Annotated in this window: 20 protein-coding genes; 13 read left to right on the top strand and 7 right to left on the bottom strand. The window is 70.1% G+C overall.

Features of this window, described 5'->3' with window-relative positions; all coding sequences use genetic code 11:
- Positions 1 to 102: 102 nt before the first annotated feature.
- Complete coding sequence (locus BIV24_RS16405) at positions 103 to 696, top strand: hypothetical protein (protein WP_079168306.1); 594 nt, start codon at positions 103 to 105, stop codon at positions 694 to 696.
- Positions 697 to 757: 61 nt separating this feature from the next.
- Here BIV24_RS16405 and BIV24_RS16410 read toward each other — a convergent pair whose 3' ends face one another.
- Both BIV24_RS16410 and BIV24_RS16415 read right to left on the bottom strand, forming a co-directional pair.
- On the bottom strand, positions 758 to 1,897 hold the full coding sequence (locus tag BIV24_RS16410; protein ID WP_071367046.1) for an adenylate/guanylate cyclase domain-containing protein: 1,140 nt from the start codon (positions 1,895 to 1,897) through the stop codon (positions 758 to 760).
- Between the two features lie 277 nt (positions 1,898 to 2,174).
- Positions 2,175 to 3,065 (bottom strand): biotin--[acetyl-CoA-carboxylase] ligase, encoded by an 891-nt coding sequence (locus tag BIV24_RS16415; RefSeq protein ID WP_071367047.1) that lies wholly within the window; start codon positions 3,063 to 3,065, stop codon positions 2,175 to 2,177.
- 194 nt (positions 3,066 to 3,259) lie between these two features.
- On the opposite strand from BIV24_RS16415, the gene BIV24_RS16420 reads away from it, so the two are divergent.
- From BIV24_RS16420 to BIV24_RS16430, 4 genes are all read left to right on the top strand, one after another.
- The gene (locus BIV24_RS16420; protein WP_071367048.1) at positions 3,260 to 4,843 is read left to right on the top strand and encodes an acyl-CoA carboxylase subunit beta; all 1,584 of its coding nucleotides are present in this window, start codon (positions 3,260 to 3,262) and stop codon (positions 4,841 to 4,843) included.
- A gap of 24 nt (positions 4,844 to 4,867) precedes the next feature.
- Positions 4,868 to 5,077, top strand: coding sequence for an acyl-CoA carboxylase epsilon subunit (locus BIV24_RS16425; protein WP_071367049.1), 210 nt, complete (start codon positions 4,868 to 4,870; stop codon positions 5,075 to 5,077).
- A 235-nt stretch (positions 5,078 to 5,312) separates the two neighbouring features.
- A complete protein-coding gene (gene mmpB, locus BIV24_RS36050; RefSeq protein ID WP_107459514.1) occupies positions 5,313 to 5,441 on the top strand; it encodes a morphogenic membrane protein MmpB in 129 nt (42 codons plus the stop codon).
- Between the two features lie 22 nt (positions 5,442 to 5,463).
- Positions 5,464 to 6,084, top strand: coding sequence for a Maf family protein (locus BIV24_RS16430; protein ID WP_071367050.1), 621 nt, complete (start codon positions 5,464 to 5,466; stop codon positions 6,082 to 6,084).
- A 24-nt stretch (positions 6,085 to 6,108) separates the two neighbouring features.
- Here BIV24_RS16430 and BIV24_RS16435 read toward each other — a convergent pair whose 3' ends face one another.
- A complete protein-coding gene (locus tag BIV24_RS16435) occupies positions 6,109 to 6,669 on the bottom strand; it encodes a hypothetical protein (protein ID WP_071367051.1) in 561 nt (186 codons plus the stop codon).
- A 360-nt stretch (positions 6,670 to 7,029) separates the two neighbouring features.
- Here BIV24_RS16435 and BIV24_RS16440 point away from each other — a divergent pair, with 360 nt between their 5' ends.
- Positions 7,030 to 8,802 (top strand): acetyl/propionyl/methylcrotonyl-CoA carboxylase subunit alpha, encoded by a 1,773-nt coding sequence (locus BIV24_RS16440; protein WP_071367052.1) that lies wholly within the window; start codon positions 7,030 to 7,032, stop codon positions 8,800 to 8,802.
- A 247-nt stretch (positions 8,803 to 9,049) separates the two neighbouring features.
- Here the strand turns inward: BIV24_RS16440 and BIV24_RS16445 are convergent, their stop codons facing one another.
- Complete coding sequence (locus BIV24_RS16445; protein WP_079168307.1) at positions 9,050 to 10,015, bottom strand: DeoR/GlpR family DNA-binding transcription regulator; 966 nt, start codon at positions 10,013 to 10,015, stop codon at positions 9,050 to 9,052.
- Positions 10,016 to 10,182: 167 nt separating this feature from the next.
- Positions 10,183 to 11,631 carry an NAD(P)H-quinone dehydrogenase gene (locus tag BIV24_RS16450; protein ID WP_071367054.1) on the bottom strand — a complete coding sequence of 483 codons (1,449 nt, stop codon included), beginning with the start codon at positions 11,629 to 11,631 and terminating at the stop codon, positions 10,183 to 10,185.
- 95 nt (positions 11,632 to 11,726) lie between these two features.
- On the opposite strand from BIV24_RS16450, the gene BIV24_RS16455 reads away from it, so the two are divergent.
- The 4 genes from BIV24_RS16455 (at position 11,727) to BIV24_RS16470 (ending at position 15,496) form a co-directional block, all read left to right on the top strand.
- On the top strand, positions 11,727 to 12,203 hold the full coding sequence (locus tag BIV24_RS16455) for a gamma-glutamylcyclotransferase family protein (protein WP_071367055.1): 477 nt from the start codon (positions 11,727 to 11,729) through the stop codon (positions 12,201 to 12,203).
- Positions 12,204 to 12,253: 50 nt separating this feature from the next.
- Positions 12,254 to 12,538, top strand: coding sequence for a hypothetical protein (locus BIV24_RS16460; RefSeq protein ID WP_071367056.1), 285 nt, complete (start codon positions 12,254 to 12,256; stop codon positions 12,536 to 12,538).
- Between the two features lie 180 nt (positions 12,539 to 12,718).
- Positions 12,719 to 13,543, top strand: coding sequence for a purine-nucleoside phosphorylase (locus tag BIV24_RS16465; RefSeq protein ID WP_071367145.1), 825 nt, complete (start codon positions 12,719 to 12,721; stop codon positions 13,541 to 13,543).
- 300 nt (positions 13,544 to 13,843) lie between these two features.
- Positions 13,844 to 15,496, top strand: coding sequence for a phospho-sugar mutase (locus BIV24_RS16470; protein ID WP_071367057.1), 1,653 nt, complete (start codon positions 13,844 to 13,846; stop codon positions 15,494 to 15,496).
- 154 nt (positions 15,497 to 15,650) lie between these two features.
- Here the strand turns inward: BIV24_RS16470 and BIV24_RS16475 are convergent, their stop codons facing one another.
- On the bottom strand, positions 15,651 to 16,310 hold the full coding sequence (locus tag BIV24_RS16475) for a PH domain-containing protein (protein WP_071367058.1): 660 nt from the start codon (positions 16,308 to 16,310) through the stop codon (positions 15,651 to 15,653).
- A 150-nt stretch (positions 16,311 to 16,460) separates the two neighbouring features.
- Here BIV24_RS16475 and deoC point away from each other — a divergent pair, with 150 nt between their 5' ends.
- Genes deoC through BIV24_RS16490 form a run of 3 tightly spaced genes read left to right on the top strand, consistent with a single transcriptional unit; the run spans position 16,461 to position 19,742 of the window.
- Positions 16,461 to 17,420 (top strand): deoxyribose-phosphate aldolase, encoded by a 960-nt coding sequence (gene deoC / locus BIV24_RS16480; protein ID WP_071367146.1) that lies wholly within the window; start codon positions 16,461 to 16,463, stop codon positions 17,418 to 17,420.
- Positions 17,421 to 17,425: 5 nt separating this feature from the next.
- Positions 17,426 to 18,862, top strand: coding sequence for an aldehyde dehydrogenase family protein (locus BIV24_RS16485; RefSeq protein WP_071367059.1), 1,437 nt, complete (start codon positions 17,426 to 17,428; stop codon positions 18,860 to 18,862).
- Complete coding sequence (locus BIV24_RS16490; protein WP_071367060.1) at positions 18,855 to 19,742, top strand: aldehyde dehydrogenase family protein; 888 nt, start codon at positions 18,855 to 18,857, stop codon at positions 19,740 to 19,742. The genes BIV24_RS16485 and BIV24_RS16490 overlap by 8 nt, the downstream gene beginning before the upstream one ends.
- 68 nt (positions 19,743 to 19,810) lie before the next feature.
- Here BIV24_RS16490 and mads8 read toward each other — a convergent pair whose 3' ends face one another.
- A complete protein-coding gene (gene mads8, locus BIV24_RS35445; RefSeq protein WP_071367061.1) occupies positions 19,811 to 25,348 on the bottom strand; it encodes a methylation-associated defense system ATP-binding protein MAD8 in 5,538 nt (1,845 codons plus the stop codon).
- Positions 25,349 to 25,352 lie beyond the last annotated feature (4 nt).

Genomic DNA, 25,352 nt, shown 5'->3' on the forward strand with positions numbered 1-25,352 from the left:
AATCTGAGCCGTCTCCGTCCCATCCGACCTTCGCCGGCGCATAGCCTGCGCACCGTCATGACGTGAGGGTGGAAGTGCGGACACGCCGGGAGAGGGGCGGCCATGACGACGGACACGGCCACCGCGGAAGCCACGACGACGGAAATCGACGCTCCGGGTCCCTTCCGGCGCCGCCCCGCGGGCCGCCACCGCAAGCCCCGCCCGCGGCGCATGGCCCTCGCCGTCGGCGGGCTCACGCTCGCCGCCGGGGCGCTGAGCCTCGTACGCCTCACCTCCGGGTCGGTGACGGACGGGGGCGGCGGGACCGCGGAGGCCCAGCCCCGGATCGGCAGCAGCGACGTCGTCGGCAGCACGGCTGACTCGGTCGCCGCCACACCGTCCCCGCGGACCGCGAGCCGCCGAGCGAGCGCCGCCATGGGAGGGGTGAGCGCGACCCCGAGCGCACGGACCACCGCGCACCCTTCCTCGTCGGCCCCGCGTGCCGCCGACCCCGCGACCGGCATCCCGGAGGCGCCCTCGACCCCCACGGCCTCGGAGACGCCCGAGCCGTCGGCGCCGCCGACGTCCGCAGCACCGCTTCCCACACCCTCGCCGACCACGACCCCCGAGGACTCCGACCCGGACACGAGCGCCCCGGGCCTGTGCGTCCCGGTCATCGGACTGTGCGTCAACGACCTGTCCTCACCCAAGAACTGACGGAACGCACGGACACCGGACACCGCCCGTCCGACCCGGGTCGCCGATCGGGACGTACGGACTACGCCGTCCCGTCACGCCGTGCCAGCAGCCACGGCTCGATCACGCCGAGGCCGCGCACCGGACGCTGCCACATCGGCTGGAGCGCGAAGCGGTAGGACGGCGGTTCCTCGCCCTCCTTCTCCGCTACGGCCGCGGCCTCGGCGGCCTTCGTCTCGGAGGCGGGCGCCTCGGCCGTGCGGATCAGTTCCTCCGCGAACGCGCCGTCGACCAGGACCGCGTCCCGGGGAGCTATCGAGGTGAGCCGGCTCGCCAGGTTCACCGTCGTACCGAAGACATCACCCATACGGGTGGTCACCGTGCCGAAGGCGATACCCACACGCAGTTCCGGCATGGTCTCGTCGTGCGCCATCGTCTCGATGAGGCGGAGAGCGATCTCCGCGGCCGTACCCCCGTCGTCCGCCGCGAACAGCACCTCGTCGCCGAGCGTCTTGATCAGCCGTCCGCCGTGCGCGGCGACCAGATCCGCCGCAGTCGTCTCGAACGCCTCGACGAGTTCACCCAGTTCCTCCTCCTCCAGGCGGCGCGTCAGGCGCGTGAAGCCCACGAGGTCCGCGAAGCCGACCGCGAGACGGCGGTCGACCATCTCCTCGTCGTCGGCGGCCTGGACGACCCGGCCGGTCGCGGCGGCGAGCTGGCGCCGCCAGACGTAGACGAGGAACTCCTCCAGCTCCGGCAGGAGCAGCTCGATCAGGGGGTACGTGACCTCCGTGCGGGTCATGCCGGGCTCGGGTGGCTCGGTGAGGCCCTCCAGGAAGGAGTCGATCTGCCACTCGGCCAGCCGGGCGGTGGTCTGCCCGGTCGAACGGGCCACCTGCACCGCCATCGCCTCGCTCAGCAGGCCCGCCTCGACCAGACCGGCGAGCCGGCGCAGCGCCAGGACGTCGGCCTCCGTGAGCGCCTTGGCCTGCCCGATGTCCGCGAAACCCATCGCCCGCCAGAACCGGGACGCCAGCTCCATCGAGACGCCCGCGCTGCGGGCCGCTTGGAAGGGGGTGTAGCGGCGCTCCGCTCCCAGGATGAGCTGTTCCAGGCGGAGCGCGAGGGGGTTCTCGTCGGACTCGGCGTGTGCGTCCCGCCCCGGCTCACCGTCGGGGGCGAGGCGTCCGCCCGTGCCCGAGCCCGTGTCGTCGACGGTCACGCGTGCTGCCCTTCCGATCTGCCACGGTCAGGTATCGACCGCGGTCAACTCTACGGCAGGTGTGCGGTAGCTCACTCCTCGGCGGGAACCTCCGGTGGTGGGGGCGGACACCCTGGGACACCCGGGGCCCGGAGCGGCCTCCGGCTCCGACGCGACCGCTCCCCGGGGGCTCCGCCCCGGCCCCCGTATCGGCCTGAACGGCCTCGCTCGCGGACGAGCGCCGGACGGGCCGGTCGCGACCGGCCTCCGGGTGCCGGCCGGGCCGATCCCCGCTCCCCTACGCCGGCCGCAGGTGCACGATGTCCCCCGCCCCCACCGGCTTCTGCATACCGTCCTCCGTCGCCAGCACCAGCCGGCCGTCGCCGTCGATCGCCACCGCCTCACCGGTGACGAAACGGTCGCCGGGCAGCTCGGCCCGTACGAGGCGGCCCAGGGTCGCGCTGCCCGCCGCGTACGTCTCCTGCAGACCGCTGGCCACCGGGTCGCCGCCCGCGGCGACCCACCGGCCGTACCAGTCCTCCAGGGCGCGCAGCACGGCCCGCAGCAGCGGGTCACGGTCCGTGGAGCGGGCGCCCGCCAGGGCCAGGGAGCCGGCCGTGGGCACCGCAAGCTCCTCCTCACGGACGGAGACGTTGATGCCGATGCCGATCACGACCGCGTCCTCGCCCGCGCGCTCGGCGAGGATCCCGCCGGCCTTGCGCTCCTCGCCGCCCACGGTGACGAGGACGTCGTTGGGCCACTTGAGTGCCGTGTCGACGCCCGCGGCCCGCGCGAGCCCGGTCGCCACCGCCACCCCGGTGAGCAGCGGCAGCCAGCCCCAGCGGGCGACGGGCACCCCGACCGGCTTGAGCAGGACGGAGAAGAACAGGCCGGAGCGGGGCGGAGCCGTCCAGGTGCGGTCGAGCCGGCCACGGGCGGCGCTCTGCTCCTCGGCGACCAGCACGGTGCCCTCGGTGGCCTTGCCGGACGCGGCGAGGGCGACGAGATCGGTGTTGGTGGAACCGGTGCGGGGTACCACCTCGATCCCGGTCCACAGCCCGCCCTCCCGCACCAGCGCCCGGCGCAGCGCGGCGGCGTTCAGGGGCGGGCGATCCAGGTCTGACCAGCGGCCACGGCCCCCGGAGTCGTTCGACGGGTCATGGGCGTCTGAGGCATCTCGGCGCATCATGCAACCCAGCCTAGGTGTGGTAAACGCCGCACTGCTGATCGGTGGGCAACGCCACTACGCTACGGATGAGTAACCGTTCGTTCTTCTGAGCATTCTCCTAGTGCCGTGACAGGCGACGGGGCAGACGCCGCCTGTCGGGTGCACTGACACCTCACCCTCACGTCCCCACTGAGCAGGCAGGGAGCCGCATCCCGATGTCCGAGCCGGAAGAGATCGACATTCACACCACCGCGGGCAAGCTGGCGGATCTCCAGCGCCGGGTCCAGGAGGCGACACACGCCGGCTCGGAGCGCGCCGTCGAGAAACAGCACGCCAAGGGCAAGCTGACGGCCCGTGAGCGGATCGAACTGCTGCTGGACGAGGACTCCTTCGTGGAGCTCGACGAGTTCGCCCGGCACCGCACCACGAATTTCGGACTGGAGAAGAACCGCCCCTACGGCGACGGTGTCGTGACCGGTTACGGCACGGTCGACGGCCGCCCGGTCGCCGTGTTCTCCCAGGACTTCACGGTCTTCGGCGGTGCCCTCGGCGAGGTCTACGGCCAGAAGATCGTCAAGGTGATGGACTTCGCCCTGAAGACGGGCTGCCCGGTCATCGGCATCAACGACTCCGGGGGCGCCCGCATCCAGGAGGGCGTCGCCTCCCTGGGCGCGTACGGCGAGATCTTCCGCCGCAACACCCACGCCTCCGGTGTGATCCCGCAGATCAGCCTGGTCGTCGGCCCGTGCGCGGGCGGCGCGGTCTACTCCCCCGCGATCACCGACTTCACGGTGATGGTCGACCAGACCTCGCACATGTTCATCACCGGCCCGGACGTGATCAAGACGGTCACCGGCGAGGACGTCGGCTTCGAGGAGCTGGGCGGCGCCCGCACCCACAACACCGCCTCCGGTGTGGCCCACCACATGGCCGGGGACGAGAAGGACGCCATCGAGTACGTCAAACAGCTGCTGTCGTACCTGCCGTCCAACAACCTCAGCGAGCCCCCGGTCTTCCCGGAGGAGGCGGAGCTGTCGGTCACCGACGAGGACCGCGAGCTGGACACGACCGTCCCCGACAGCGCGAACCAGCCGTACGACATGCACACGGTGATCGAGCACATCCTGGACGACGCCGAGTTCTTCGAGACCCAGCCGCTGTTCGCGCCGAACATCCTCACCGGCTTCGGCCGGGTCGAGGGCCACCCGGTGGGCATCGTCGCCAACCAGCCGATGCAGTTCGCCGGCTGCCTCGACATCGACGCCAGCGAGAAGGCCGCGCGCTTCGTGCGCACGTGCGACGCCTTCAACGTGCCCGTGATCACCTTCGTCGACGTGCCCGGGTTCCTGCCCGGCGTCGGCCAGGAGCACACCGGCATCATCCGCCGCGGCGCCAAGCTGATCTACGCCTACGCCGAGGCGACGGTCCCGCTGATCACGGTCATCACCCGCAAGGCCTTCGGCGGCGCCTACGACGTCATGGGCTCCAAGCACCTGGGCGCGGACCTGAACCTCGCCTGGCCGACCGCGCAGATCGCCGTCATGGGCGCGCAGGGCGCGGTCAACATCCTGCACCGGCGCACGATCGCGGAGGCGGACGAGCCGGAGACGACCCGCGCCCGGCTGATCCAGGAGTACGAGGACACCCTGCTCAACCCCTACATCGCGGCCGAGCGCGGCTACATCGACGCGGTGATCATGCCGTCCGACACCCGCCGCCAGGTCGTACGCGGTCTGCGTCAACTGCGCACGAAGCGGGAAAACCTTCCCCCGAAGAAGCACGGCAACATCCCCCTGTAGGCCCCCGGACCTTTGGAAGCCGAGATGACGATCAAGGTCGTACGGGGTAATCCGACCCCGGAGGAGCTGGCCGCCGCACTGGCGGTGGTCCGAGCCCGCGCCGCGGCGGCGGCCTCCACACCGCCGGGCGCGGCGCGCCCTCGCGACGCCTGGGCCGACCCGGCCCGCCTCACAGGCCGCCGACTGCCCCAGCCGGGCGCGGCATCCTGGTCCCGCACCTACTGGCCCGGCTAGGCGGGCCCCGAGGGGCGCGGGGACTGCGCGAGCAGAGCATGACCGCCCGCAGTCACCCGCGCCCCCTCCAAGCGGCCGAGGGCCCGGCCCGACGGCCGCATCCTCGGTCCTGCGGGCGACGGCAACACCGTCGGTCCTCCGTGATGAGGCGGCGTACGCGGGGCAGAGAGCGCCGGGTCAAGTTGAGTACGCGTACTCAGGCGCCGAAGCCCGCCATCGACGCACGATCGAAGGCATGCTGTGGTCCGACCCCGACAATGAGCCGCCCAAGGAACTCCGCCACACTCAGGACATGTTGCGGCGGCTGGGGGTCCTCATGGCGGTGGCCATGCTGCTGGCGATGATCGTCATCGGCATCCGATGAGGGGCGCGGATACGCTGAGCGCATGACCGATCAGCCCCGCCGCCGTCTCGTGCTCGCATCCCAGTCCCCCGCCCGGCTCGGACTGCTCCGGCAGGCCGGACTCGACCCCGAAGTCATCGTGAGCGGGGTCGACGAGGACGCCATCGCCGCCCCCACCCCCGCGGAACTCGCACTCGCGCTGGCCGAGGCGAAGGCCTCCGTCGTGGCGGCGAAGCCCGAGGTCATGGGTGCGCTGGTGATCGGCTGCGACTCGGTGCTCGATCTGGACGGCGAGGCCCTCGGCAAGCCCGCGGACGCGGAGGAGGCGACGGCCCGCTGGAAGTCGATGCGCGGCCGGGCGGGCACGCTCCAGACCGGTCACTGCGTCTACGACACGGTCAGCGGCCGGTACGCGTCCGCCACCGCATCCACCGTGGTCCGCTTCGGTGAGCCGACGGACGAGGAGATCGCCGCGTACGTCGCGTCCGGTGAACCCCTCTACGTGGCTGGGGCGTTCACGCTCGACGGGCGCTCGGCACCCTTCATCGACGGCATCGACGGCGACCACGGCAATGTCATCGGCATCTCGCTGCCGCTGGTGCGCCGACTGCTGGCCGAACTCGGCGTCCGCATCACGGAGTTGTGGGCGCCCGGGAAGGAGTGAGCCGGGCCCGGCCGCGGGAGGCGCTCAGGAGGTGACCGGTGCGGGGCCGTCGCTTCCCGGGGCCTGCGGGGGCGCCGGGGTTCCTGGGGGCTCCGGGGTTTCCCCATCCGCCAAGGTGCCGCCCCGGGGCTCGCCCTGAGCCGCTCCGCCACCCTCGGGGCCGGTGCCCGCGGGCGGTGCGCCGGCCGGGCCCTCCTGGCCGTCGTACGTCATCAGGGTGAGCAGGATCAGCCCGAGCACCACCATCAGATACGCGAACGCGCCCCAGCCGACCAGGCCGACCGTGAAGGCGCCGAGCAGGCCGTGCACCACGGCGGCGCTGATCAGCAAGATGCGCCAGACGCCCGACGGGGAGCGGTCGCGCGCGGCGACCAGCAGGGCGGCGAGACCGCACAGCGCGAAGTAGAGCCCGAAGACGACACCGGCCGCCTTCGACGACACGGACATCATGTGCGGGTCGAGGCCGGCCAGGGACATGTCCTGCCGGTCGACGACCATGCCGAGGAACCAGTTCAGCAGCGCGACGCCGAACGCCTCCACGAAGAGGACGACCGTCACGATCCATGCCACCGGTCTGCGGACCACCGGGCCCCCACCCACTTTCGAGCGCGCCACGTGTTACCCCGAGTACGAGACATCGCGAACGCTACTCACGGGTATACCGCGGGGCAAGGGGTCTGGCGAAGGCAAAGAATCGTTGGGCCATTAGTAGGGACTCCACAAAGAAACACGACCTGCGGCGGGACTACTTCATAGAGACCTTGACCACGTCTGAAGGCTAGGGTTTTCCGGTGGGTTCCCATGTACGGCGGTGCGACAAGGGATTTCACAGCTTGAGTGAGCCTGGTTTCACGCTCCGTGTGGGCAAGCTCACCACTGGGGACGGGTCGAAACGTCGTGTCGGCAGTCCCTAAACTCGGCTTGTTTCAAGGAGAGGGAGCCATCGTGCGCAAGGTGTTGATCGCCAACCGTGGCGAAATCGCTGTCCGTGTCGCCCGGGCCTGCCGTGACGCCGGGATCGCGAGCGTGGCCGTGTACGCCGACCCGGACCGGGACGCCCTGCACGTCCGCGCTGCGGACGAGGCATTCGCCCTGGGCGGTGACACCCCCGCCACCAGCTACCTGGACATCGAGAAGGTCCTGCAGGCTGCCAAGGACTCCGGCGCGGACGCCATCCATCCCGGCTACGGCTTCCTCTCCGAGAACGCGCACTTCGCCCAGGCTGTGCTGGACGCCGGACTGATCTGGATCGGCCCGCCGCCGCAGGCCATTCGCGACCTGGGCGACAAGGTCGCGGCCCGCCACATCGCCCAGCGCGCCGGCGCCCCGCTGGTCGCCGGTACGCCCGACCCGGTCTCCGGCGCCGAGGAGGTCGTCGCCTTCGCCGAGGAACACGGCCTGCCCATCGCGATCAAGGCCGCCTTCGGCGGGGGCGGACGCGGCCTGAAGGTCGCCCGCACCCTGGACGAGGTCCCCGAGCTGTACGAGTCGGCGGTCCGCGAGGCCGTCGCCGCCTTCGGCCGCGGCGAATGCTTCGTCGAGCGCTACCTCGACAAGCCCCGCCATGTGGAGACCCAGTGCCTGGCCGACCAGCACGGCAACGTGGTCGTCGTGTCCACCCGCGACTGTTCCCTCCAGCGCCGCCACCAGAAGCTGGTCGAGGAGGCGCCCGCCCCGTTCCTGAGCCAGGAGCAGACCGCCGAGCTGTACCGGGCGTCGAAGGCCATCCTCAAGGAGGCCGGCTACGTGGGCGCGGGCACGGTGGAGTTCCTCGTCGGCGTCGACGGCACGATCTCCTTCCTCGAGGTCAACACCCGTCTCCAGGTCGAGCACCCGGTCACCGAGGAGGTCGCCGGCATCGACCTCGTGCGCGAGATGTTCCGCATCGCCGACGGCGAGGAACTGGGCTACGGCGACCCCGAACTGCGCGGCCACTCCTTCGAGTTCCGCATCAACGGCGAGGACCCGGGCCGTAACTTCCTGCCCGCCCCCGGCACCGTGACCACCTTCACCCCGCCGGCCGGCCCGGGCGTACGCCTGGACGCCGGTGTGGAGTCGGGTTCGGTCATCGGCCCGGCCTGGGACTCGCTGCTGGCCAAGCTGATCGTGACCGGGCGTACCCGCAAGGAGGCCCTGCAGCGGGCCGCCCGCGCGCTGGAGGAGTTCCAGGTCGAGGGCATGGCCACGGCCATTCCGTTCCACCGCGCGGTCGTCAGGGATCCCGCCTTCGCGCCGGAACTGACCGGCTCCGACGAGCCGTTCACGATCCACACCCGCTGGATCGAGACCGCGTTCGTCAACGAGATCAAGCCGTTCACGGCGGCCGCGGATGCGGAGGCCGAGGAGGAGTCGGGCCGCGAGACGGTCGTGGTCGAGGTCGGCGGCAAGCGGCTGGAGGTGTCCCTGCCGGCGTCGCTGGGCATGTCCCTGGCCCGTACGGGTCTGGCGGCGGGTGCCAAGCCGAAGCGGCGCGCGGCCCGCAAGTCCGGCCCCCTCGCCTCCGGTGACACCCTCGCCTCCCCCATGCAGGGCACGATCGTCAAGGTCGCCGTGGAGGAGGGCCAGGAGGTCCAGGAAGGCGACCTGGTCGTCGTCCTGGAGGCGATGAAGATGGAGCAGCCGCTGAACGCGCACAGGGCCGGCACCATCAAGGGCCTCAGCGCCGAGGTCGGCGCGTCCATCACCTCCGGCGCGGCCATCTGCGAGATCAAGGACTGACACAGCGTCCATCGAGGCGCCCGGCGGACCTGGAACAGCGGGTCCGCCGGGCGCTTCGCTTTTCCACGCGGCGGACGGGGGCGACGGCCGTTCGAGCGCCGTGGGGGCGGGTGCGGGCCACGGCCGCGAGCGCACGGGAGACACCGGACGCACCCAAGTCGTGCGCCCGACGCGCCGGAGTCGTACGCCACGGGCGCCGGATGCACGACGAGGTGACTGCGCCTGTCCGGGCAGTCGCGACTTCGCGCTATCGGCGGCGCAGGTCCGCAACGCGCGCGCGTTCTCCCGCGGGCTGCTCCCCCAGGGCCGTCGCGCTGCGCAGTTGCGGGCCACCCCCGGGGACTTGGCTGCGGCGCGGGCCGGGCAGGGGCATGTCCCGGCGCGGCTGACGCCCCGCGGCGACGGGCTCACCTCCCGCCGAACCGCTGCCCGACGCCCCGGCGACCGCGATCTGTACGCCCTGATCGGCCAGGGCCTGCAGTTCGGTGGCCGCGCGGTCGTCGTGCGCGGGCGGCTCGTCCGTCACCAGGTGGGTGATGAGGTCCGTCGGCACGGTCTGGAACATCGTGTCCGTGCCGAGCTTGGTGTGGTCGGCGAGGACGACGACTTCGGCGGCCGCCTGCACCAGCGCACGGTCGACGGACGCCGACAGCATGTTGGACGTGGAGAGCCCGCGCTCGGCCGTGAGCCCGCTCCCGGACAGGAAGGCTCTGGAGACCCTCAGCCCCTGCAGGGACTGCTCCGCTCCACTGCCGACCAGGGCGTAGTTGGACCCGCGCAGGGTGCCGCCGGTCATCACGACCTCCACGCGATTGGCATGGGCCAACGCCTGGGCCACCAGCAGGGAGTTGGTGACCACGGTCAGCCCGGGTACCCGCGCGAGCCGGCGTGCCAGCTCCTGAGTGGTGGTACCCGCCCCGACCACGACGGCCTCGCCCTCTTCGACGAGACCCGCGGCGAGGTCGGCGATGGCCGTCTTCTCGGCGGTCGCGAGATGCGATTTCTGCGGAAAGCCGGACTCCCGCGTGAACCCGCCCGGTAGTACCGCACCGCCGTGCCGGCGGTCGAGGAGTCCTTCTGCCTCCAGCGCGCGCACGTCCCGTCGTACGGTCACTTCGGAGGTCTGGACGACGCGGGCGAGTTCACGGAGCGACACGGCACCGTTCGCTCGCACCATTTCGAGGATCAATTGGCGACGTTCTGCAGCGAACACGAAACTGACAGTAACCCCAACGACCGTCTGCTTTCAGCAGTTTGCGCCGAATAACAGAAGTTGTTCGCACGGCAGGGCGGGAGATGGTATAAGCGCCTACTCCCGGGTCCTATGCCACACGCATCGTCGGCGACGCCCCGTGACCTGCGCCGTCCGCCCCGGGGCCGTCAGTCCTCGCCGTTGAGCTTCCGCGTGTGCAACTGCCGCGCCACCTCGGCGATCGAGCCCGACAGGGACGGGTACACGGTGAAGGCGTTCGCAATCTGTTCGACCGTCAGATTGTTGTCGACCGCGATCGAGATGGGATGGATCAGTTCGGAGGCGCGCGGTGCGACCACCACACCGCCGACCACTATCCCGGTGCCCGGGCGACAGAAGATCTTGACGAAGCCGTCGCGGATGCCCTGCATCTTGGCGCGCGGGTTGCGCAGCAGCGGCAGCTTGACGACCCGGGCGTCGATCTTGTCGGCGTCGACGTCCGCCTGGGTGTAGCCGACGGTGGCGATCTCGGGGTCGGTGAAGACGTTCGAGGAGACGGTCTTCAGGTTGAGCGGGGCCACCGCGTCGCCCAGGAAGTGGTACATGGCAATGCGCCCCTGCATGGCGGCGACGGACGCGAGGGCGAAGACGCCGGTCACGTCACCGGCCGCGTACACGCCCGGAGCCGTCGTCCGGGAGACCTTGTCGGTCCAGATGTGCCCGGACTCGCGCAGCTTGACCCCGGCCTCCTCCAGCCCCATCCCGCTGCTGTTGGGGATGGCGCCGACGGCCATGAGGCAGTGTGAGCCCGTGATCACCCGCCCGTCGGAGAGGGTGACCTCGACCCGGTCGCCGACGCGCTTGGCGGACTGTGCGCGCGAGCGGGCCATCACGTTCATGCCGCGCCGCCGGAAGACGTCCTCCAGGACGGCGGCGGCGTCGGGGTCCTCGCCTGGCAGCACGCGGTCGCGGGAGGAGACGAGGGTGACCTTGGATCCGAGGGCCTGGTAGGCGCCGGCGAACTCGGCACCGGTGACACCGGACCCGACGACGATGAGCTCCTCGGGCAGCTCGTCGAGGTCGTAGACCTGGGTCCAGTTGAGGATCCGCTCACCGTCGGGCTGGGCGTCGGGCAGCTCGCGCGGGTGACCGCCGGTGGCGATGAGCACGGCGTCGGCGGTGAGGGTCTCCTCGCTCCCGTCCGCGGCCCGGACGACGACCTTGCGCGACCCGTCCAGGGCCTGCATGCCCTCCAGCCGACCGCGGCCGCGCAGGACCCGGGCGCCGGCGCGCGTCACGGACGCGGTGATGTCGTGGGACTGGGCGAGCGCGAGCCGCTTCACTCGGCGGTTGACCCTTCCCAGATCCACCCCGACGACGCGCGCGGCCTGCTCCAGGGGCGGGGTGTCGTCGGCGACCAGGATGCCGAGCTCCTGGTACGACGAATCGAAGGTGGTCATCACCTCGGCCGTGGCGATGAGCGTCTTCGACGGCACGCAGTCGGTGAGCACCGACGCCCCGCCAAGACCGTCGCAGTCGACGACGGTCACCTCCGCGCCGAGCTGTGCGGCCACCAGCGCCGCTTCATATCCGCCGGGTCCGCCACCGATGATCACGATCCGAGTCACGTACCCCATTGTCCCGCACGCTTCGAGTGGTGCTCCTCCGGGGGCGGCGGGCGGTACGTCTGTTGCAGCCGAGGCGGACGGGGTGCTGCCGTACTCTCGACAGCATGTCGCTCTACGCCGCGTACGCCGGCAACCTCGACGCGCGGCTGATGTCCCGCCACGCACCCCACTCACCGCTGCGCGCCACCGGCTGGCTCAACGGCTGGCGGCTGACCTTCGGGGGCGAGCAGTGGGGGCTTCCCTCCTCGACCGGAGCCGAGGACGTGGGACGGGGCTGGGAGGGCGCCCTCGCGACGATCGTCGAGGACCCGCTCACCCAGGTCTTCGTCGCGCTGTACGACATCGCCCCCATGGACGAGGACTCCCTGGACCACTGGGAGGGCGTGAGTCTCGGCGTCTACCGCCGCCTGCGCGTGCGCGTGCACACGCTGGACGGCGAGGAGACAGCCTGGGCCTATGCCCTGAACGGCTACGAGGGTGGCCTTCCCTCGGCCCGCTACCTGGGCGAGATCGCTGACGCCGCCGAGTCCGCAGGGGCGCCACACGATTACGTGATGGAGCTGCGTAAGCGGCCCTGCTGACGGGGACCGGTCCCTAGACTCGGGGGGACCGATGCAGGAACGGGAGAACCATGACCGGCACGCGCACGTACCACGTCTTCTACACCGAACAGGCGGCGACGGTACGTGACCGGCTCGACGACCGGCAGCGCGCCGCGTTCGACAAGGGGATCGCCGTCCTGGCACGCGACCCCTTCCTGCCCGCGTCCCGCGCCATAAGCTCCACGGGGGACGACCGTACGGTCCGGCTCACCCAGAACATCCTGGTGGAGTACACGATCAGCCTGGGCCGGCTGCTGGTCTTCATCGTCGAGGTCTTCAACGACAAGGACGTCGTCATCACGGACGAGGGCTGAACCTCCCACCAGGGGCCGCCCCGCCCAGCAGAGGGCCGACCCGCCCACCGGGCGAAACGACTTCCGGTGGAAACGGCATCCGGCAGAAACGGGTTCCGACCAAAACGGCAAGACAACGATCGCATTGCCGTGACCTCCCTCATCTACGCGCGTAGGCACTGACCGGCTACCCTCGTGCGCGTGAACGCATCTCTTCTTCCGGACGACATCCAGGGCGACCCCTACGCCGCCGCCGACGCCGCCGCCGCGCGCCTGCGCGAGCTGACGGGCGCCGAGACCCACGACGTCGCCCTCGTGATGGGCTCCGGCTGGGCGCCGGCCGCCGACGCTCTCGGCGAGCCCGAGGCGGAGTTCCAGGTCACCGAGCTGCCCGGCTTCCCGCCGCCGGCCGTCGAGGGCCACGGCGGCAAGATCCGCTCGTACCGGATCGGCGACAAGCGGGCCCTGGTCTTCCTGGGGCGCACGCACTACTACGAGGGCCGCGGTGTCGCCGCCGTGGCGCACGGTGTCCGCACCGCCGTCGCGGCCGGCGCGAAGACCGTCGTCCTCACCAACGGTTGCGGCGGCCTGCGCGAGACCATGCGCCCCGGCCAGCCGGTCCTGATCAGCGACCACATCAACCTGACGGCGACCTCCCCGATCGTGGGCGCCAACTTCGTCGACCTGACCGACCTGTACTCCCCGCGTCTGCGCGCCCTGTGCAAGGAGATCGACCCCACCCTTGAGGAGGGCGTCTACGCGCAGTTCACCGGCCCGCACTACGAGACCCCGGCGGAGATCCGCATGGCCCGTGTCATCGGCGCGGACCTCGTGGGCATGTCGACGGTCCTGGAGGCGATCGCCGCACGCGAGGCGGGGGCCGAGGTCCTGGGCATCTCCCTGGTGACGAACCTGGCCGCCGGGATGACGGGCGAGCCGCTGAACCACGAAGAGGTCCTCCAGGCGGGCCGCGACAGTGCGACGCGGATGGGAATGCTGCTGACGCAGGTGCTCGGCCGACTGTAGGGCGCCCTGCCCGGGGTGAACCATGTGGACGGGATGCGACACGCGCCCCGCCCCGCCCTCGACCGCCCACGCGCGGAAGGGGACGGGGCGGGGTGTCCGCCTACGACGGCCGGCGCGCAGCCACAGGCCCCCGGGTACCCACCGGCTTCGTGCCGGACCAGGGCGGACCACCGCCGACGCGCCCACCCGCCGCAGGCGACGAACCCACCACGCGCGACCGGCCGCCCTACAACCGAAACCGAAACCGAAACCGAACCCGCACCAAGCGCCCCCGACCACACAATGAGAGGTTGACCCGACGTGCACGACGAACTCATCGCACGGGCCAAGGCGTGGCTGGCCGAGGACCCCGACGCGGAGACCCGTGAGGAACTCGCGGGGCTCATCGACGCCGGGGACCACGTCGAGCTCGCCGCACGCTTCAGCGGCACCCTCCAGTTCGGCACCGCCGGCCTCCGCGGCGAACTCGGCGCCGGCCCCATGCGTATGAACCGCTCCGTGGTCATCCGCGCCGCCGCCGGTCTTGCCGCGTTCCTGAAGTCGAAGAACCAGGGTGACGGCCTCGTGGTCATCGGTTACGACGCCCGCCACAAGTCCGCCGACTTCGCCCGCGACACCGCCTCCGTGATGACCGGCGCGGGCCTGCGGGCCGCTCTCCTCCCCCGTCCCCTCCCCACCCCCGTCCTCGCCTTCGCCATCCGGCACCTCGGCGCGGTCGCCGGTGTGGAGGTCACCGCCAGCCACAACCCGCCCCGGGACAACGGCTACAAGGTCTACCTCGGCGACGGCAGCCAGATCATGCCCCCCGCCGACGCCGAGATCGCGGCCGAGATCGACGCCCTCACCACCCTCAGTGCGATCCCCCGCCCGGACTCCGGCTGGGACACGCTCGACGACAGCGTCCTCGACGCCTACCTCGCCCGCACGGACGCCGTCCTCGCCCCGGGCTCCCCGCGCACCGCCCGCACCGTCTACACGGCGATGCACGGTGTCGGCAAGGACGTCCTCCTCGCCGCGTTCGCCCGGGCGGGCTTCCCGGAGCCGGTCCTCGTCCCCGAACAGGCCGAGCCCGACCCCGACTTCCCCACCGTCGCCTTCCCCAACCCGGAAGAGCCCGGCGCCATGGACCTCGCGTTCGCCAAGGCCCGCGAGACGGACCCCGACCTGGTGATCGCCAACGACCCGGACGCCGACCGCTGTGCCGTGGCCGTCAAGAACGGCGAGGACTGGCGCATGCTCCGGGGCGACGAGGTCGGCGCGCTCCTCGCCGCGCACCTGGTCGGGCGCGGCGCCCGGGGCACCTTCGCCGAGTCGATCGTCTCCTCCTCCCTCCTCGGCCGTATCGCCCAGAAGGCGGGCCTGCCGTACGAGGAGACCCTCACCGGCTTCAAGTGGATCGCCCGTGTCGAGGGCCTGCGCTACGGCTACGAGGAGGCCCTCGGCTACTGCGTCGACCCCGAGGGGGTGCGCGACAAGGACGGCATCACGGCCGCCCTGCTGATCGCCGAACTCGCCTCCACGCTCAAGGCCGAGTCCGGCAGCGGCTCCGCGGGGGGCCGCACCCTCCTCGACCTCCTCGACGACCTCGCCGTCGAGCACGGTCTGCACGCCACGGACCAGCTCTCGGTCAGGGTCGAGGACCTGTCGGTCATCGCGAACGCGATGCACCGCCTGCGCGAGCAGCCCCCGGCCCACCTCGCGGGCCTGCCGGTCATCCACAGCGAGGACCTCGGCAAGGGCACGGACCAGCTCCCGCCCACGGACGGCCTGCGCTACACGCTCGACGGCGCCCGCGTGATCGTCCGTCCCAGCGGCACGGAACCGAAGCTGAAGTGCTACCTGGAGGTCGTGGTCCCCGTCTCCTCGCACGCCGACCTTCCGGCGGCCCGCGCCAGGGCCACGGAACTCCTGGCGTCGATCAAGCGCGACCTGTCGGCAGCCGCCGGCATCTGACGGCCTGCGCGCGGGCCCTGCGGCCCGCGCGCACGGCGGCTGTCCCCGGGGCGTGGTCCGGCTTCCCCGCCCCACGCCATGAAGTGACCGTGGGGACCAGGGCCGGGACCCGCCGAGCGCCTGCCCGACCCCGGCCGTCTCCTGAACGGTCGGCTCAGCCCACCGCCACCAGAATCGCCAGCAACACCGCCCCGGCCACCGCAGGCGCCATCACCTCGTACGCCCAGCGGACCGTCGGTTCGCCCTGGGCGCGCTCGGCCTTCTCGTGGATCTCGGCCAGTTCGCGCAGGTCGTGCATGATCTGGTCGCCCTGGGCTCGGGTGGGCTTGGCCGGGGTCGCCGAGGCACCCGGGCGGCCCTGCGTGCCCCCGCCGGAGGCCTGCGCGGCCGCCCGGCTCTGCTGCCGTGTCACCTTCTTGCGGGCGCGCAGCGAGACGGGCACCGCCCACAGCTGGTACTTGGTGCCGGACGTGGCGACGACCTCGTTCGAGTAGCCGGAGCGGAGCGAGGCGACCGAGCCCCAGGGCAGCACGATCACACGGAGCGGATTGCGGATGCGCAGCCGCTCCTCGTTCGCGTACACGGCCGGGCGTACGGTGAAGGCGGTGACCAGCGGAGTGATCAGGACCATTGCGGCGAGCGCCAGCCAAGGGGTGCGGCCGTGACCCGAGACCAGCGCGTCGATGCCGAGCCAGAGCACGATGGCGAGCAGCAGCACACCGCCCACGATGCCGCCGGGCGAGCGGAAGATCCGGTCCCGGGACTCGGGTACCGAGGAGTCCGGCGCGGGCGTTGGGCGATCGGGGGTCGTCATGGACCCGATTCTGCACGACGGGTGCGGAGTGCTCCCCAGTCGGTACGCAACCGTGGCCCGTGCGGTGCGTACCTGTGTCCCGCCCGCAGCGGGAGTGGCCCCCCGGGGGTGTACAGCCGCTACGCGCGTAGATATGCTCGCCTGGTGACCATGCCCACTTCTGCACCCGCTGCTGCACACGCACTCACGGACGTCGCCTCGTCCGACAGCACGCTGCGCCGCTTCCTCCATGGGCTGCCCGGCGTCGACACGGTCGGCCTGGAGGCGCGCGCCGCCGCCCTCGGCACCCGTTCCATCAAGACCACCGCGAAGGCGTACGCCATCGACCTCGCCATCTCGATGGTCGACCTGACGACGCTGGAAGGCGCGGACACCCCGGGCAAGGTCCGGGCGCTCGGCACCAAGGCGGTGCACCCCGACCCGACGGACCGTACGACCCCCACGACCGCGGCCGTCTGCGTCTACCCCGACATGGTGGCCGTCGCCAAGGAGGCCGTCGCGGGCTCCGGGGTGAAGGTCGCCTCGGTCGCCACCGCGTTCCCGGCGGGCCGTGTCGCACTCGACGTGAAGCTGGCCGACGTGCGGGAGGCCGTGGCCGCGGGCGCCGACGAGATCGACATGGTCATCGACCGCGGGGCGTTCCTCGCGGGCAGGTACATGAAGGTGTACGACGAGATCGTCGCCGTGAAGGAGGCCTGCGGGGCGGCTCGCCTGAAGGTCATCTTCGAGACGGGCGAGCTGTCGACCTACGACAACATCCGCCGCGCCAGCTGGCTCGGCATGCTGGCGGGCGCCGACTTCATCAAGACCTCGACCGGAAAGGTCGCCGTCAACGCGACCCCGGCCAACACCCTCCTCATGCTGGAGGCCGTACGCGACTTCCGCGCCCAGACCGGCATCCAGGTCGGCGTGAAGCCCGCCGGCGGTATCCGCACCTCCAAGGACGCCGTCAAGTTCCTGGTCCTCGTCAACGAGACGGCCGGCGAGGACTGGCTGGACAACCACTGGTTCCGCTTCGGCGCCTCCTCGCTTCTGAACGATCTCCTGATGCAGCGTCAGAAGCTGGCCACCGGCCGCTACTCCGGCCCTGACTACGTGACGGTGGACTGATCACCATGGCATCCGCATTCGAGTACGCACCCGCACCCGAGTCCCGCTCGGTCGTCGACATCGCGCCCTCCTACGGCCTGTTCATCGACGGCGAGTTCACCGAGGCGGCGGACGGCAAGGTCTTCAAGACGGTCAGCCCGTCCACCGAGGAGGTCCTCTCCGAGGTCGCCCAGGCCACCGCGGAGGACGTCGACCGCGCGGTGAAGGCCGCCCGCAAGGCCTTCGAGACGTGGTCGGCGCTGCCCGGCTCCGAGCGCGCCAAGTACCTGTTCCGCATCGCCCGCATCATCCAGGAGCGCAGCCGCGAGCTGGCCGTCCTGGAGACGCTGGACAACGGCAAGCCCATCAAGGAGACCCGCGACGCCGACCTCCCCCTGGTCGCCGCGCACTTCTTCTACTACGCGGGCTGGGCCGACAAGCTCGACCACGCGGGCTTCGGCCCCAACCCCCGGCCGCTGGGTGTCGCGGGCCAGGTCATCCCCTGGAACTTCCCCCTCCTGATGCTGGCGTGGAAGATCGCCCCGGCGCTGGCGACGGGCAACACGGTCGTTCTCAAGCCGGCCGAGACCACTCCCCTGTCGGCGCTCTTCTTCGCGGACATCTGCCGCCAGGCGGGCCTGCCGAAGGGCGTCGTCAACATCCTTCCGGGCTATGGCGACACGGGCGCCGCGCTCGTCGGGCACCCGGACGTGAACAAGGTCGCCTTCACCGGCTCCACCGCCGTCGGCAAGGAGATCGCCCGCACGGTCGCGGGCACGCAGAAGAAGCTCACGCTCGAACTGGGCGGCAAGGGCGCGAACATCGTCTTCGACGATGCCCCGATCGACCAGGCCGTCGAGGGCATCGTGACCGGCATCTTCTTCAACCAGGGCCAGGTCTGCTGCGCGGGCTCCCGCCTCCTGGTCCAGGAGTCGATCCAGGACGAACTGCTGGAGTCCCTGAAGCGGAGGCTCACGACCCTCCGCCTGGGCGACCCGCTCGACAAGAACACGGACATCGGCGCGATCAACTCGGCCGAGCAGCTCGCCCGGATCACCGCCCTCGCCGAACGGGGCGAGGCCGAGGGTGCCGAGCGCTGGTCCCCCGCCTGTGAACTCCCCACGTCCGGCTACTGGTTCGCCCCGACGCTCTTCACGAACGTCACCCAGGCGCACACCATCGCCCGTGACGAGATCTTCGGCCCGGTGCTGTCCGTCCTCACCTTCCGCACGCCGGAGGAGGCCGTCGCCAAGGCCAACAACACCCAGTACGGCCTGTCGGCGGGCATCTGGACGGAGAAGGGCTCCCGCATCCTGGCGGTGGCGAACAAGCTCCGCGCGGGTGTCGTCTGGTCCAACACGTTCAACAAGTTCGACCCGACCTCGCCGTTCGGCGGTTACAAGGAGTCGGGCTTCGGCCGCGAGGGCGGCCGCCACGGCCTGGAGGCGTACCTCGATGTCTGACGAACGACTTTCCGTCTTCAAGACCTACAAGCTGTACGTGGGCGGGAAGTTCCCGCGTTCCGAGAGCGGCCGGGTGTACGAGGTGACCGATTCGAAGGGCCAGTGGCTGGCGAACGCGCCCCTCTCCTCCCGCAAGGACGCCCGTGACGCCGTGGTCGCCGCGCGCAAGGCGTTCGGCACCTGGTCGGGCGCTACGGCCTACAACCGCGGCCAGATCCTCTACCGCATCGCCGAGATGCTGGAGGGACGGCGCGACCAGTTCGTGCGCGAAGTGGCCGACGCGGAGGGCCTGTCGAAGTCGAAGGCGGCGGCGCAGGTGGCCGCGACGATCGACCGCTGGGTCTGGTACGCGGGCTGGACCGACAAGATCGCCCAGGTGGTCGGCGGCGGCAACCCGGTCGCGGGCCCGTTCTTCAACCTGTCGACGCCCGAGCCGACCGGCGTGGTCGCGGTCCTCGCACCCCAGGAGTCGTCCTTCCTGGGCCTGGTCTCGGTGGTCGCCCCGGTGATCGCGACCGGTAACACGGCGGTCGTGGTGGCCTCCGAGAAGGCCCCGCTCCCCGCGCTCTGCCTGGGCGAGGTGCTGGCCACCTCCGACCTGCCGGGCGGTGTCGTGAACGTCCTCTCCGGCCGTACGGCGGAGATCGCAGCGCCGCTCGCCGCCCACCAGGACGTCAACGCGATCGACCTGGCCGGGGCCGATGACGTCCTGGCGAAGGAACTGGAGATCGCGGCGGCGGACAACCTGAAGCGCGTCCTTCGTCCACAGCCTGTGGACTACACCGCGACGCCGGGCATCGAGCGGCTGACGGCGTTCCTGGAGACGAAGACGGTCTGGCACCCGACGGGTTCGCTGGGCGCGTCGGGCTCCTCTTACTGAGACGGCCCCGAGACCGATGAGCCGCGCTTCTTCTCCATCCGGGAAGCGCGGCTCTCCATCTGTCCCGCTCAGCCAAGCGCAGTTCGCGTCGCACCGCCATGTCGTGTGACCCGTGGGCGGCAGTCAACCTTGACAACCCCCCTGACGAACGCCTCATCCGTGGCTTTCCCGGACCACACGTAAGCCTCACCGGGTCTGAGCGCCGCCAACTTCTCGGGGTTCAGGCCCGCCAAAGCGGCATTGACCTTTTGCAGGTGTTTCAGCCAGGCCGGCGATGTGAACCTGTGCAGCACTATGTGAGTGGAGAGTTCGATGAGCTCTGACGGCACGGACGGCGGATCCTGACTGGCGACGAGCACGGACATACCCTTGTGTCGCATTTGCCGCACGTTGGATACCAAGCCATTCACCAGGTCGCCGCTGTCGGCGTACTTGTGCGCCTCATCGAAGACAACCAGCTTGTTGAACGGACGTCCCTGGTCGGTCGCCTCCGAGAACAGCTGCATCAGGACGACGAACAGGCTCAGCGCATCGCTCTTCTCGATGTCGTCAGAGCGCAAGTCCACAACGATCAGGCGTCCAGGACGCGCCAGCTCCGTGATGCGCACCGAGTCGTCGATGTAGTCGCCCGCGATGTCGAGGCGTTCCCTGGCCTTCCTCTTCAGGTGGTCTTCGAGACTCGACTCCTCTACTCCGCGTCGCACCGCCTCCCATGTCAGGTCGGCGCGATTCGCCTTGATGATCCTGCTGATCTGCCGGATGTAGCCGGACTGGTTTCCGATGGCTCCCATGAGAAATTTCCAGTGGGCGATCTTCAGTTCCGCGGCAGCGAATGCCAACGGGTGCACCTGGACGCCTGGATATCGCGCCTGACGCTCCTCCACATACTCCTCGGGAACGAGCAGGACCACGTCCTCAAGGCCGGTGGGCTGTGCCCCGTACCGCCGTCGCAAGGCCTCTCGCTGCCCCTCGTCGTCGTTGGCCTGGAGCATGCTCAAGAACTCTGGCTCGTACTCCGAGGTTTCGCTGTAGTGGAAGACAATGCTCGCCAGAGGGCTTGCCAGCCGGTTGACCCCGGGTACCTGGACGCTCGCCATCTCCAGTACAGATCCCAGCGTGTAGCTCTTGCCGCCACCCTGCACACCGAACAGGCTGATCGCGTGGGTCTCATTGAGGTCCAGTGCGACCGTGCGACCCGCACTCATACCGAGCAGGCCGAATTGCGCCGATGCCCTGGAGGTGCCTAGGACGACGTCCGGATCCCCGGTTTCCAGGGCGTCGGACACCTCACCTTCCGAACCGGGTTCGACGGCTCCGCCCCCTTGCACTTCTCGCATGTCGCCCTGGGGTGACGAGACAGGCCCTCCACGCTGGTCGATCGCGCCAGCAGAATCGCTTGACGCGATCGCATCCCGCTCACCGAGCGGCGACGCGGCGTCGGGCGCGCGCCCAAATTCGTCAGGGCCAAGGGGCGTCGGGATATCGGGCTCGTCTTCGTCCGGGTCCTCGGAAAGGGGAGCAGGCTCCTCAGGGATGTCCCGGGTACGCGTGCGAGGCCTCAGCCGCATGGTCACCCCGGCGACGGAATCGCTCTCCTTCGTGCCAAAAGCCTCCCACCCCGGCAGCACAGGCTCGTCCTGCGCAGCATCCTCTGGAGCCGGAAGGTACTCCGTCGCTATGGCATCGAGCAGTTGCACCGCCTGGTCCCGGCCGATGCGATGGAACGCGACGCCTTCTTCCTCGTCGGTGTCGAATCCGTCCTGGGACAGGTCGAACACGAGGCCACTACGAGTGAATTCAAGGCGATAACCGTGGTCGAGGCGCTTCAGGAACCAGCGTGCCTCGTCCATCGCGCGCTCATCGAAGAGACCGTACCGGCCCGCACGGGACAGGTACTGATCGAGCAGAGTTCGCAACGCCACGTTCTGGAGCGGGCGGTCGGCACGCCCCTCTGAAGGATCGAACCGCTGCGCAAGAATCCGCTCGGTGTTCTCGGTCTGGCGGATGACCTGCCGGCGTTTACTCTGGTACGCGCCGATGCCACCACTGGTGTGGCACTTCACCTCCAGCAGACGGCAGACGATCGTCCGTCTCTCGGCATCAAGGTCGAACAGGGCGAGGTCGGTGCGGTGCAGCCGAACTTCTGTGTCTCCGCCCGTGGCCCGGCTGCGTTCCTCGTCGTAAAGCTCGGGATGCGTATCGAGGGGCACGAGAATCTGGTTGCGCAGCGCCTTGCGTGCCCCAAGGTAGAGGCGTGCGAGCGCGAGGCCCAGGACTTCCGTGCGCTGGCTCTCGCCAAGTGCCGCGAGCTTGAACACAAGGCTTCCGGACATTTCGCGCAGTTGATCGAAGAAGGTCCGGATGTGCCGTTCGGGAATGCCGAGCGCGCGATCCGCCAGGACGGGTGCGATGAGGGCACGCATCTCGTCCAGCGATCGTGAGGAGACAACCAGTTGGTGTCCCAATCCACCGCGAGACATGGTTGTGTGGTCGATGATGTATTCCGAACGCCCGCGCCGCCCGTGATCGAAGTATTCGGCACCAAGGGTGCGGTCCACGGTGACGACCCAGTCGCTCATCCGGTGGACCTCGTGTAGGAGGGCTCGATCGTCCGGCGTCAGGCGGACCGTGATCTGCGGGAGCATTCCCGGCCGGTGTTCGCCCGCGCTGGCCGCGACCAGGGCGGCCGACAGCGTTCTGGGCAAAGCCGCAAGAAGGTCGCCCGTCGTCTCGGCCCCTGTCACCGGGTCGGTGACGCCGTGGCGGGGCTGCCGGGTCCACTCGACGTTCTCGTCGTCCTCCTGGTACGCGCTGCTCATCTCCTGGACGAGGCCGTGCACCGCGACGCGCCCGGTGCCGTCGCTGCCGGCCGCGATGTCGTGGCTCTCTCCACCGAAGGGATTGAAGAGGAAGGTGAGGTGGGCGGGGAAGTCGTCCGCCGACCTCAGGAGTTCGGCGGCATCCCGGATCACCACCGACAGTTTGGGGCGCAACGGGTCTCCGGGAGTCGCGAACGCCTCGGCGGCGGCGGAGCGCGGGCCGCTTGACGGGCCCATCAGGTCGGTCAGTGCCGAACCTGTCCATGGATCGTCCGGCACGGCGGTGAACAACCGCACCGTGTAATGGAGATGCGACAGATGACGTCGCTCTTGAAGAGAGACCAGCATGTCGGCAAGGAGTTCACCGTGTCCCGCGCCGAGCGCGTTGATCACCAGGGTTTCGGCATAGGGGTGGAGGCGGATGTACTTCTCGACCCGGTCGGCGAGTTCACCACCGCTGACACCGCCCGCCGCGGCTGCCGCGTCGATACCCAGCGCATCCGCCACCCTGGCCAGCACTTCGCGTGGGTCGTCGACTTCGCTGGGCAGACAGATCTGCCAGTAGTCGGTCAACCGGCTGCTGGCAAAGGCGAGTTCGCCGGAATCCAGAGGGACGGCGAGCGGATACCCGAGGGGGGCGAGCCGCTGTTCCAGGCTGTCCAGCCGCGCCCTGACCACGCCTGCCGAAGCGCCCTGGAGGCTGTCGAGCCAGTGGTCGGCCAGGGCTGCCTGTCCGCTCCACCACAGCATGCGCAGCGGATGGGTGGGGGCAACGAGGATCACGGTGCGTCGGCTGCCGTCGATATCGTGAAGGCGAACGACGAGTGTGTCCGTGCGCAGCAGACTGCGCAGTGCGGCCCGCCGCTGATCGGTGTCAGAGGCGTTCGGTCGATCCAGGGACCGTAGGCAGAAGGTGACGGCACCAAGATATGCCTCCGCATAGGCCTCCACCGCTTCCCTGAGTGCACGCGGGTCCATGCCTTCCACAATCAGGGCATCTCCCACGCCGCCGGGTGATGCCGGTAGAGAGAAGTGATTGAAGAGCGCTGCGCGTGCATGGACGTAGTCCTGCACGGGCCCGTCAGGCGGGATGTCGGAAGTCCCCTCGGTGGACTCGGGAATGACGGCGCCCCCTGCCGGATCCACCTCGATCTCAGGGCCGTCCAGCGCGTGCGGTTCGCGCAGCATGCGCTGCTGCGCCTCGGCGAGAATCCTCGGCACATCGATGGTGACCAGTCCGGCGGGCCCGAACGACGCACGAAGCGAACGAGTCTTGAGACTCGTACTGCGCGGCCCCCAGCCGATGTCGCGGCACTGCACACGGTGGGGTGTTCGTCCCTCGGCGAGCGCTGTGAAGCGCAGCCGGTTGACGGCCTGGGCGAGGCCGGGCGCATGGTGGCCACGCTGGGCGGGCGGTTCGTCGAACTCGCCTTCAGGGATGACGTAGAAGCGGTTGCTCTCGTGCGGCTTACGGCCCTCAGTCTGCCCACCGAAGGCGAACCGCAGCGGATCGCCGTTGCCGTCGAGCGGAGTGACCCGCACGAAGTGCCAGCCCTCCTCCCAGTCGGGGTTCCGGCGTCCCTTCTTGAGCTTGATGGTGGCCCTGAGGGCGGATTTAGTTTTGGCGGTGACCGGCTTGGTGATGGTCAGCCCTGTAGGGCTGGCAAGTGGCGTGCTGTCGCCTTCGTCCTCGGTGTCGTCCCCGGTCTCGGCGCAGATCTCGACCTTGAAGCCTTTGATTCCCGTGATGCTGCGCGGGTCGGGATCCACGGTGAAGGTGACGGGCAGGGAGGACAGCCCGCCCGGCAGCAGGTAGGGCTGGCCGAAGAGGCGCTCCAGGGCGGGGTGGTTGCGCTGGTCCTCCGCGTTCTCACCGGCTTTGGGCAGCGCGGTCAGATCGTCGACCTCGATGCGTACGGTCTGGCCGGAGGGGTCGTTCTCCTGTGGCCAGTGCTGGAAGGCGAGAGGCCAATTCTCCGGGTCGGCGGCGATGGCCCGACACCAGTGACGGGGATCGGTCAGCCCGGTCGCCGCGGCGAAGTCGACCAGGCGGCGCAGGAAGCGCTGGTGTTCAGCCGAGTTGCGGGGCAGGCCGAGGGCGAGAATGCGCTGCCTGTCGGTGGCGGCGCCTTCGGTGAGCTTCTCGACGGTGCGACGGTTGCGCTGAATCTTGGGAACGACGAGGGTGGGATCCGCGAAGAGGCGGAAGTCCGGGATGAGGCCCAGCAGATGGATGGCCGCTCCGGCAGCCTCCGGATGATACTCGTTCTCCCTCAGGGTGAGCAGATACCGAGCAGCTGTCCGGTCACCAGTGTCGGACATCTCCGCGAGCAGTTGCTCGACTCCCCCACGCAGTTGCTCGGGGACGTCCTTGAGCACGTTCCGCTTCAACCGGGTGTGAATCTCTTGAAGAGAGATCTCCTCGAAGGTAGCGACGGAGAAGGAGTCCTCCGCGCTGGCCTTGGTTCCGGGCGGTACGAAGACCAGCAGTGGCGGCCTCAGCCGTCCCTGCTCATCGGGGTTCCGCAGTTCGACCAGCTTGGTACTGGTGATGTATCTGCCGTCCCCCTTAGTGGGGCTGGTCGCGAGGACATGCACCTGAGCATCGGGGACGGCTGTGCACAGACCGCCCGCGAGGCGGGCGGCAAGCTGGGAGTCGAGTCCTCCCACACGCATGCAATGGCCCGGTTCTCGGGCACGCAACAGCTCGGCGAGGCGCGGCAGGATGACGTGTTCGAGGGCTTGCCGCCAGTCGGTCTCTGAGATCTCCACCAATCCGCGTGCCATGTCC

The sequence above is a fragment of the Streptomyces colonosanans genome (assembly GCF_001866645.1).
Taxonomy (GTDB): domain Bacteria; phylum Actinomycetota; class Actinomycetes; order Streptomycetales; family Streptomycetaceae; genus Streptomyces; species Streptomyces colonosanans.

What these genes read in the sequence shown, in the direction of transcription:
- BIV24_RS16460 (WP_071367056.1), top strand. Translation starts at nt 12,254, where the DNA reads ATGACCGGCACGCGCACGTACCACGTCTTCTACACCGAACAGGCGGCG.
- BIV24_RS16430 (WP_071367050.1), top strand. Translation starts at nt 5,464, where the DNA reads ATGACCGATCAGCCCCGCCGCCGTCTCGTGCTCGCATCCCAGTCCCCC.
- mmpB (WP_107459514.1), top strand. Translation starts at nt 5,313, where the DNA reads ATGCTGTGGTCCGACCCCGACAATGAGCCGCCCAAGGAACTCCGCCAC.
- BIV24_RS16405 (WP_079168306.1), top strand. Translation starts at nt 103, where the DNA reads ATGACGACGGACACGGCCACCGCGGAAGCCACGACGACGGAAATCGAC.
- BIV24_RS16455 (WP_071367055.1), top strand. Translation starts at nt 11,727, where the DNA reads ATGTCGCTCTACGCCGCGTACGCCGGCAACCTCGACGCGCGGCTGATG.
- BIV24_RS16490 (WP_071367060.1), top strand. Translation starts at nt 18,855, where the DNA reads ATGTCTGACGAACGACTTTCCGTCTTCAAGACCTACAAGCTGTACGTG.
- BIV24_RS16415 (WP_071367047.1), bottom strand. Translation starts at nt 3,065, where the DNA reads ATGATGCGCCGAGATGCCTCAGACGCCCATGACCCGTCGAACGACTCC.
- deoC (WP_071367146.1), top strand. Translation starts at nt 16,461, where the DNA reads ATGCCCACTTCTGCACCCGCTGCTGCACACGCACTCACGGACGTCGCC.
- BIV24_RS16485 (WP_071367059.1), top strand. Translation starts at nt 17,426, where the DNA reads ATGGCATCCGCATTCGAGTACGCACCCGCACCCGAGTCCCGCTCGGTC.
- BIV24_RS16420 (WP_071367048.1), top strand. Translation starts at nt 3,260, where the DNA reads ATGTCCGAGCCGGAAGAGATCGACATTCACACCACCGCGGGCAAGCTG.
- BIV24_RS16475 (WP_071367058.1), bottom strand. Translation starts at nt 16,310, where the DNA reads ATGACGACCCCCGATCGCCCAACGCCCGCGCCGGACTCCTCGGTACCC.
- BIV24_RS16450 (WP_071367054.1), bottom strand. Translation starts at nt 11,631, where the DNA reads ATGGGGTACGTGACTCGGATCGTGATCATCGGTGGCGGACCCGGCGGA.
- BIV24_RS16425 (WP_071367049.1), top strand. Translation starts at nt 4,868, where the DNA reads ATGACGATCAAGGTCGTACGGGGTAATCCGACCCCGGAGGAGCTGGCC.
- mads8 (WP_071367061.1), bottom strand. Translation starts at nt 25,348, where the DNA reads ATGGCACGCGGATTGGTGGAGATCTCAGAGACCGACTGGCGGCAAGCC.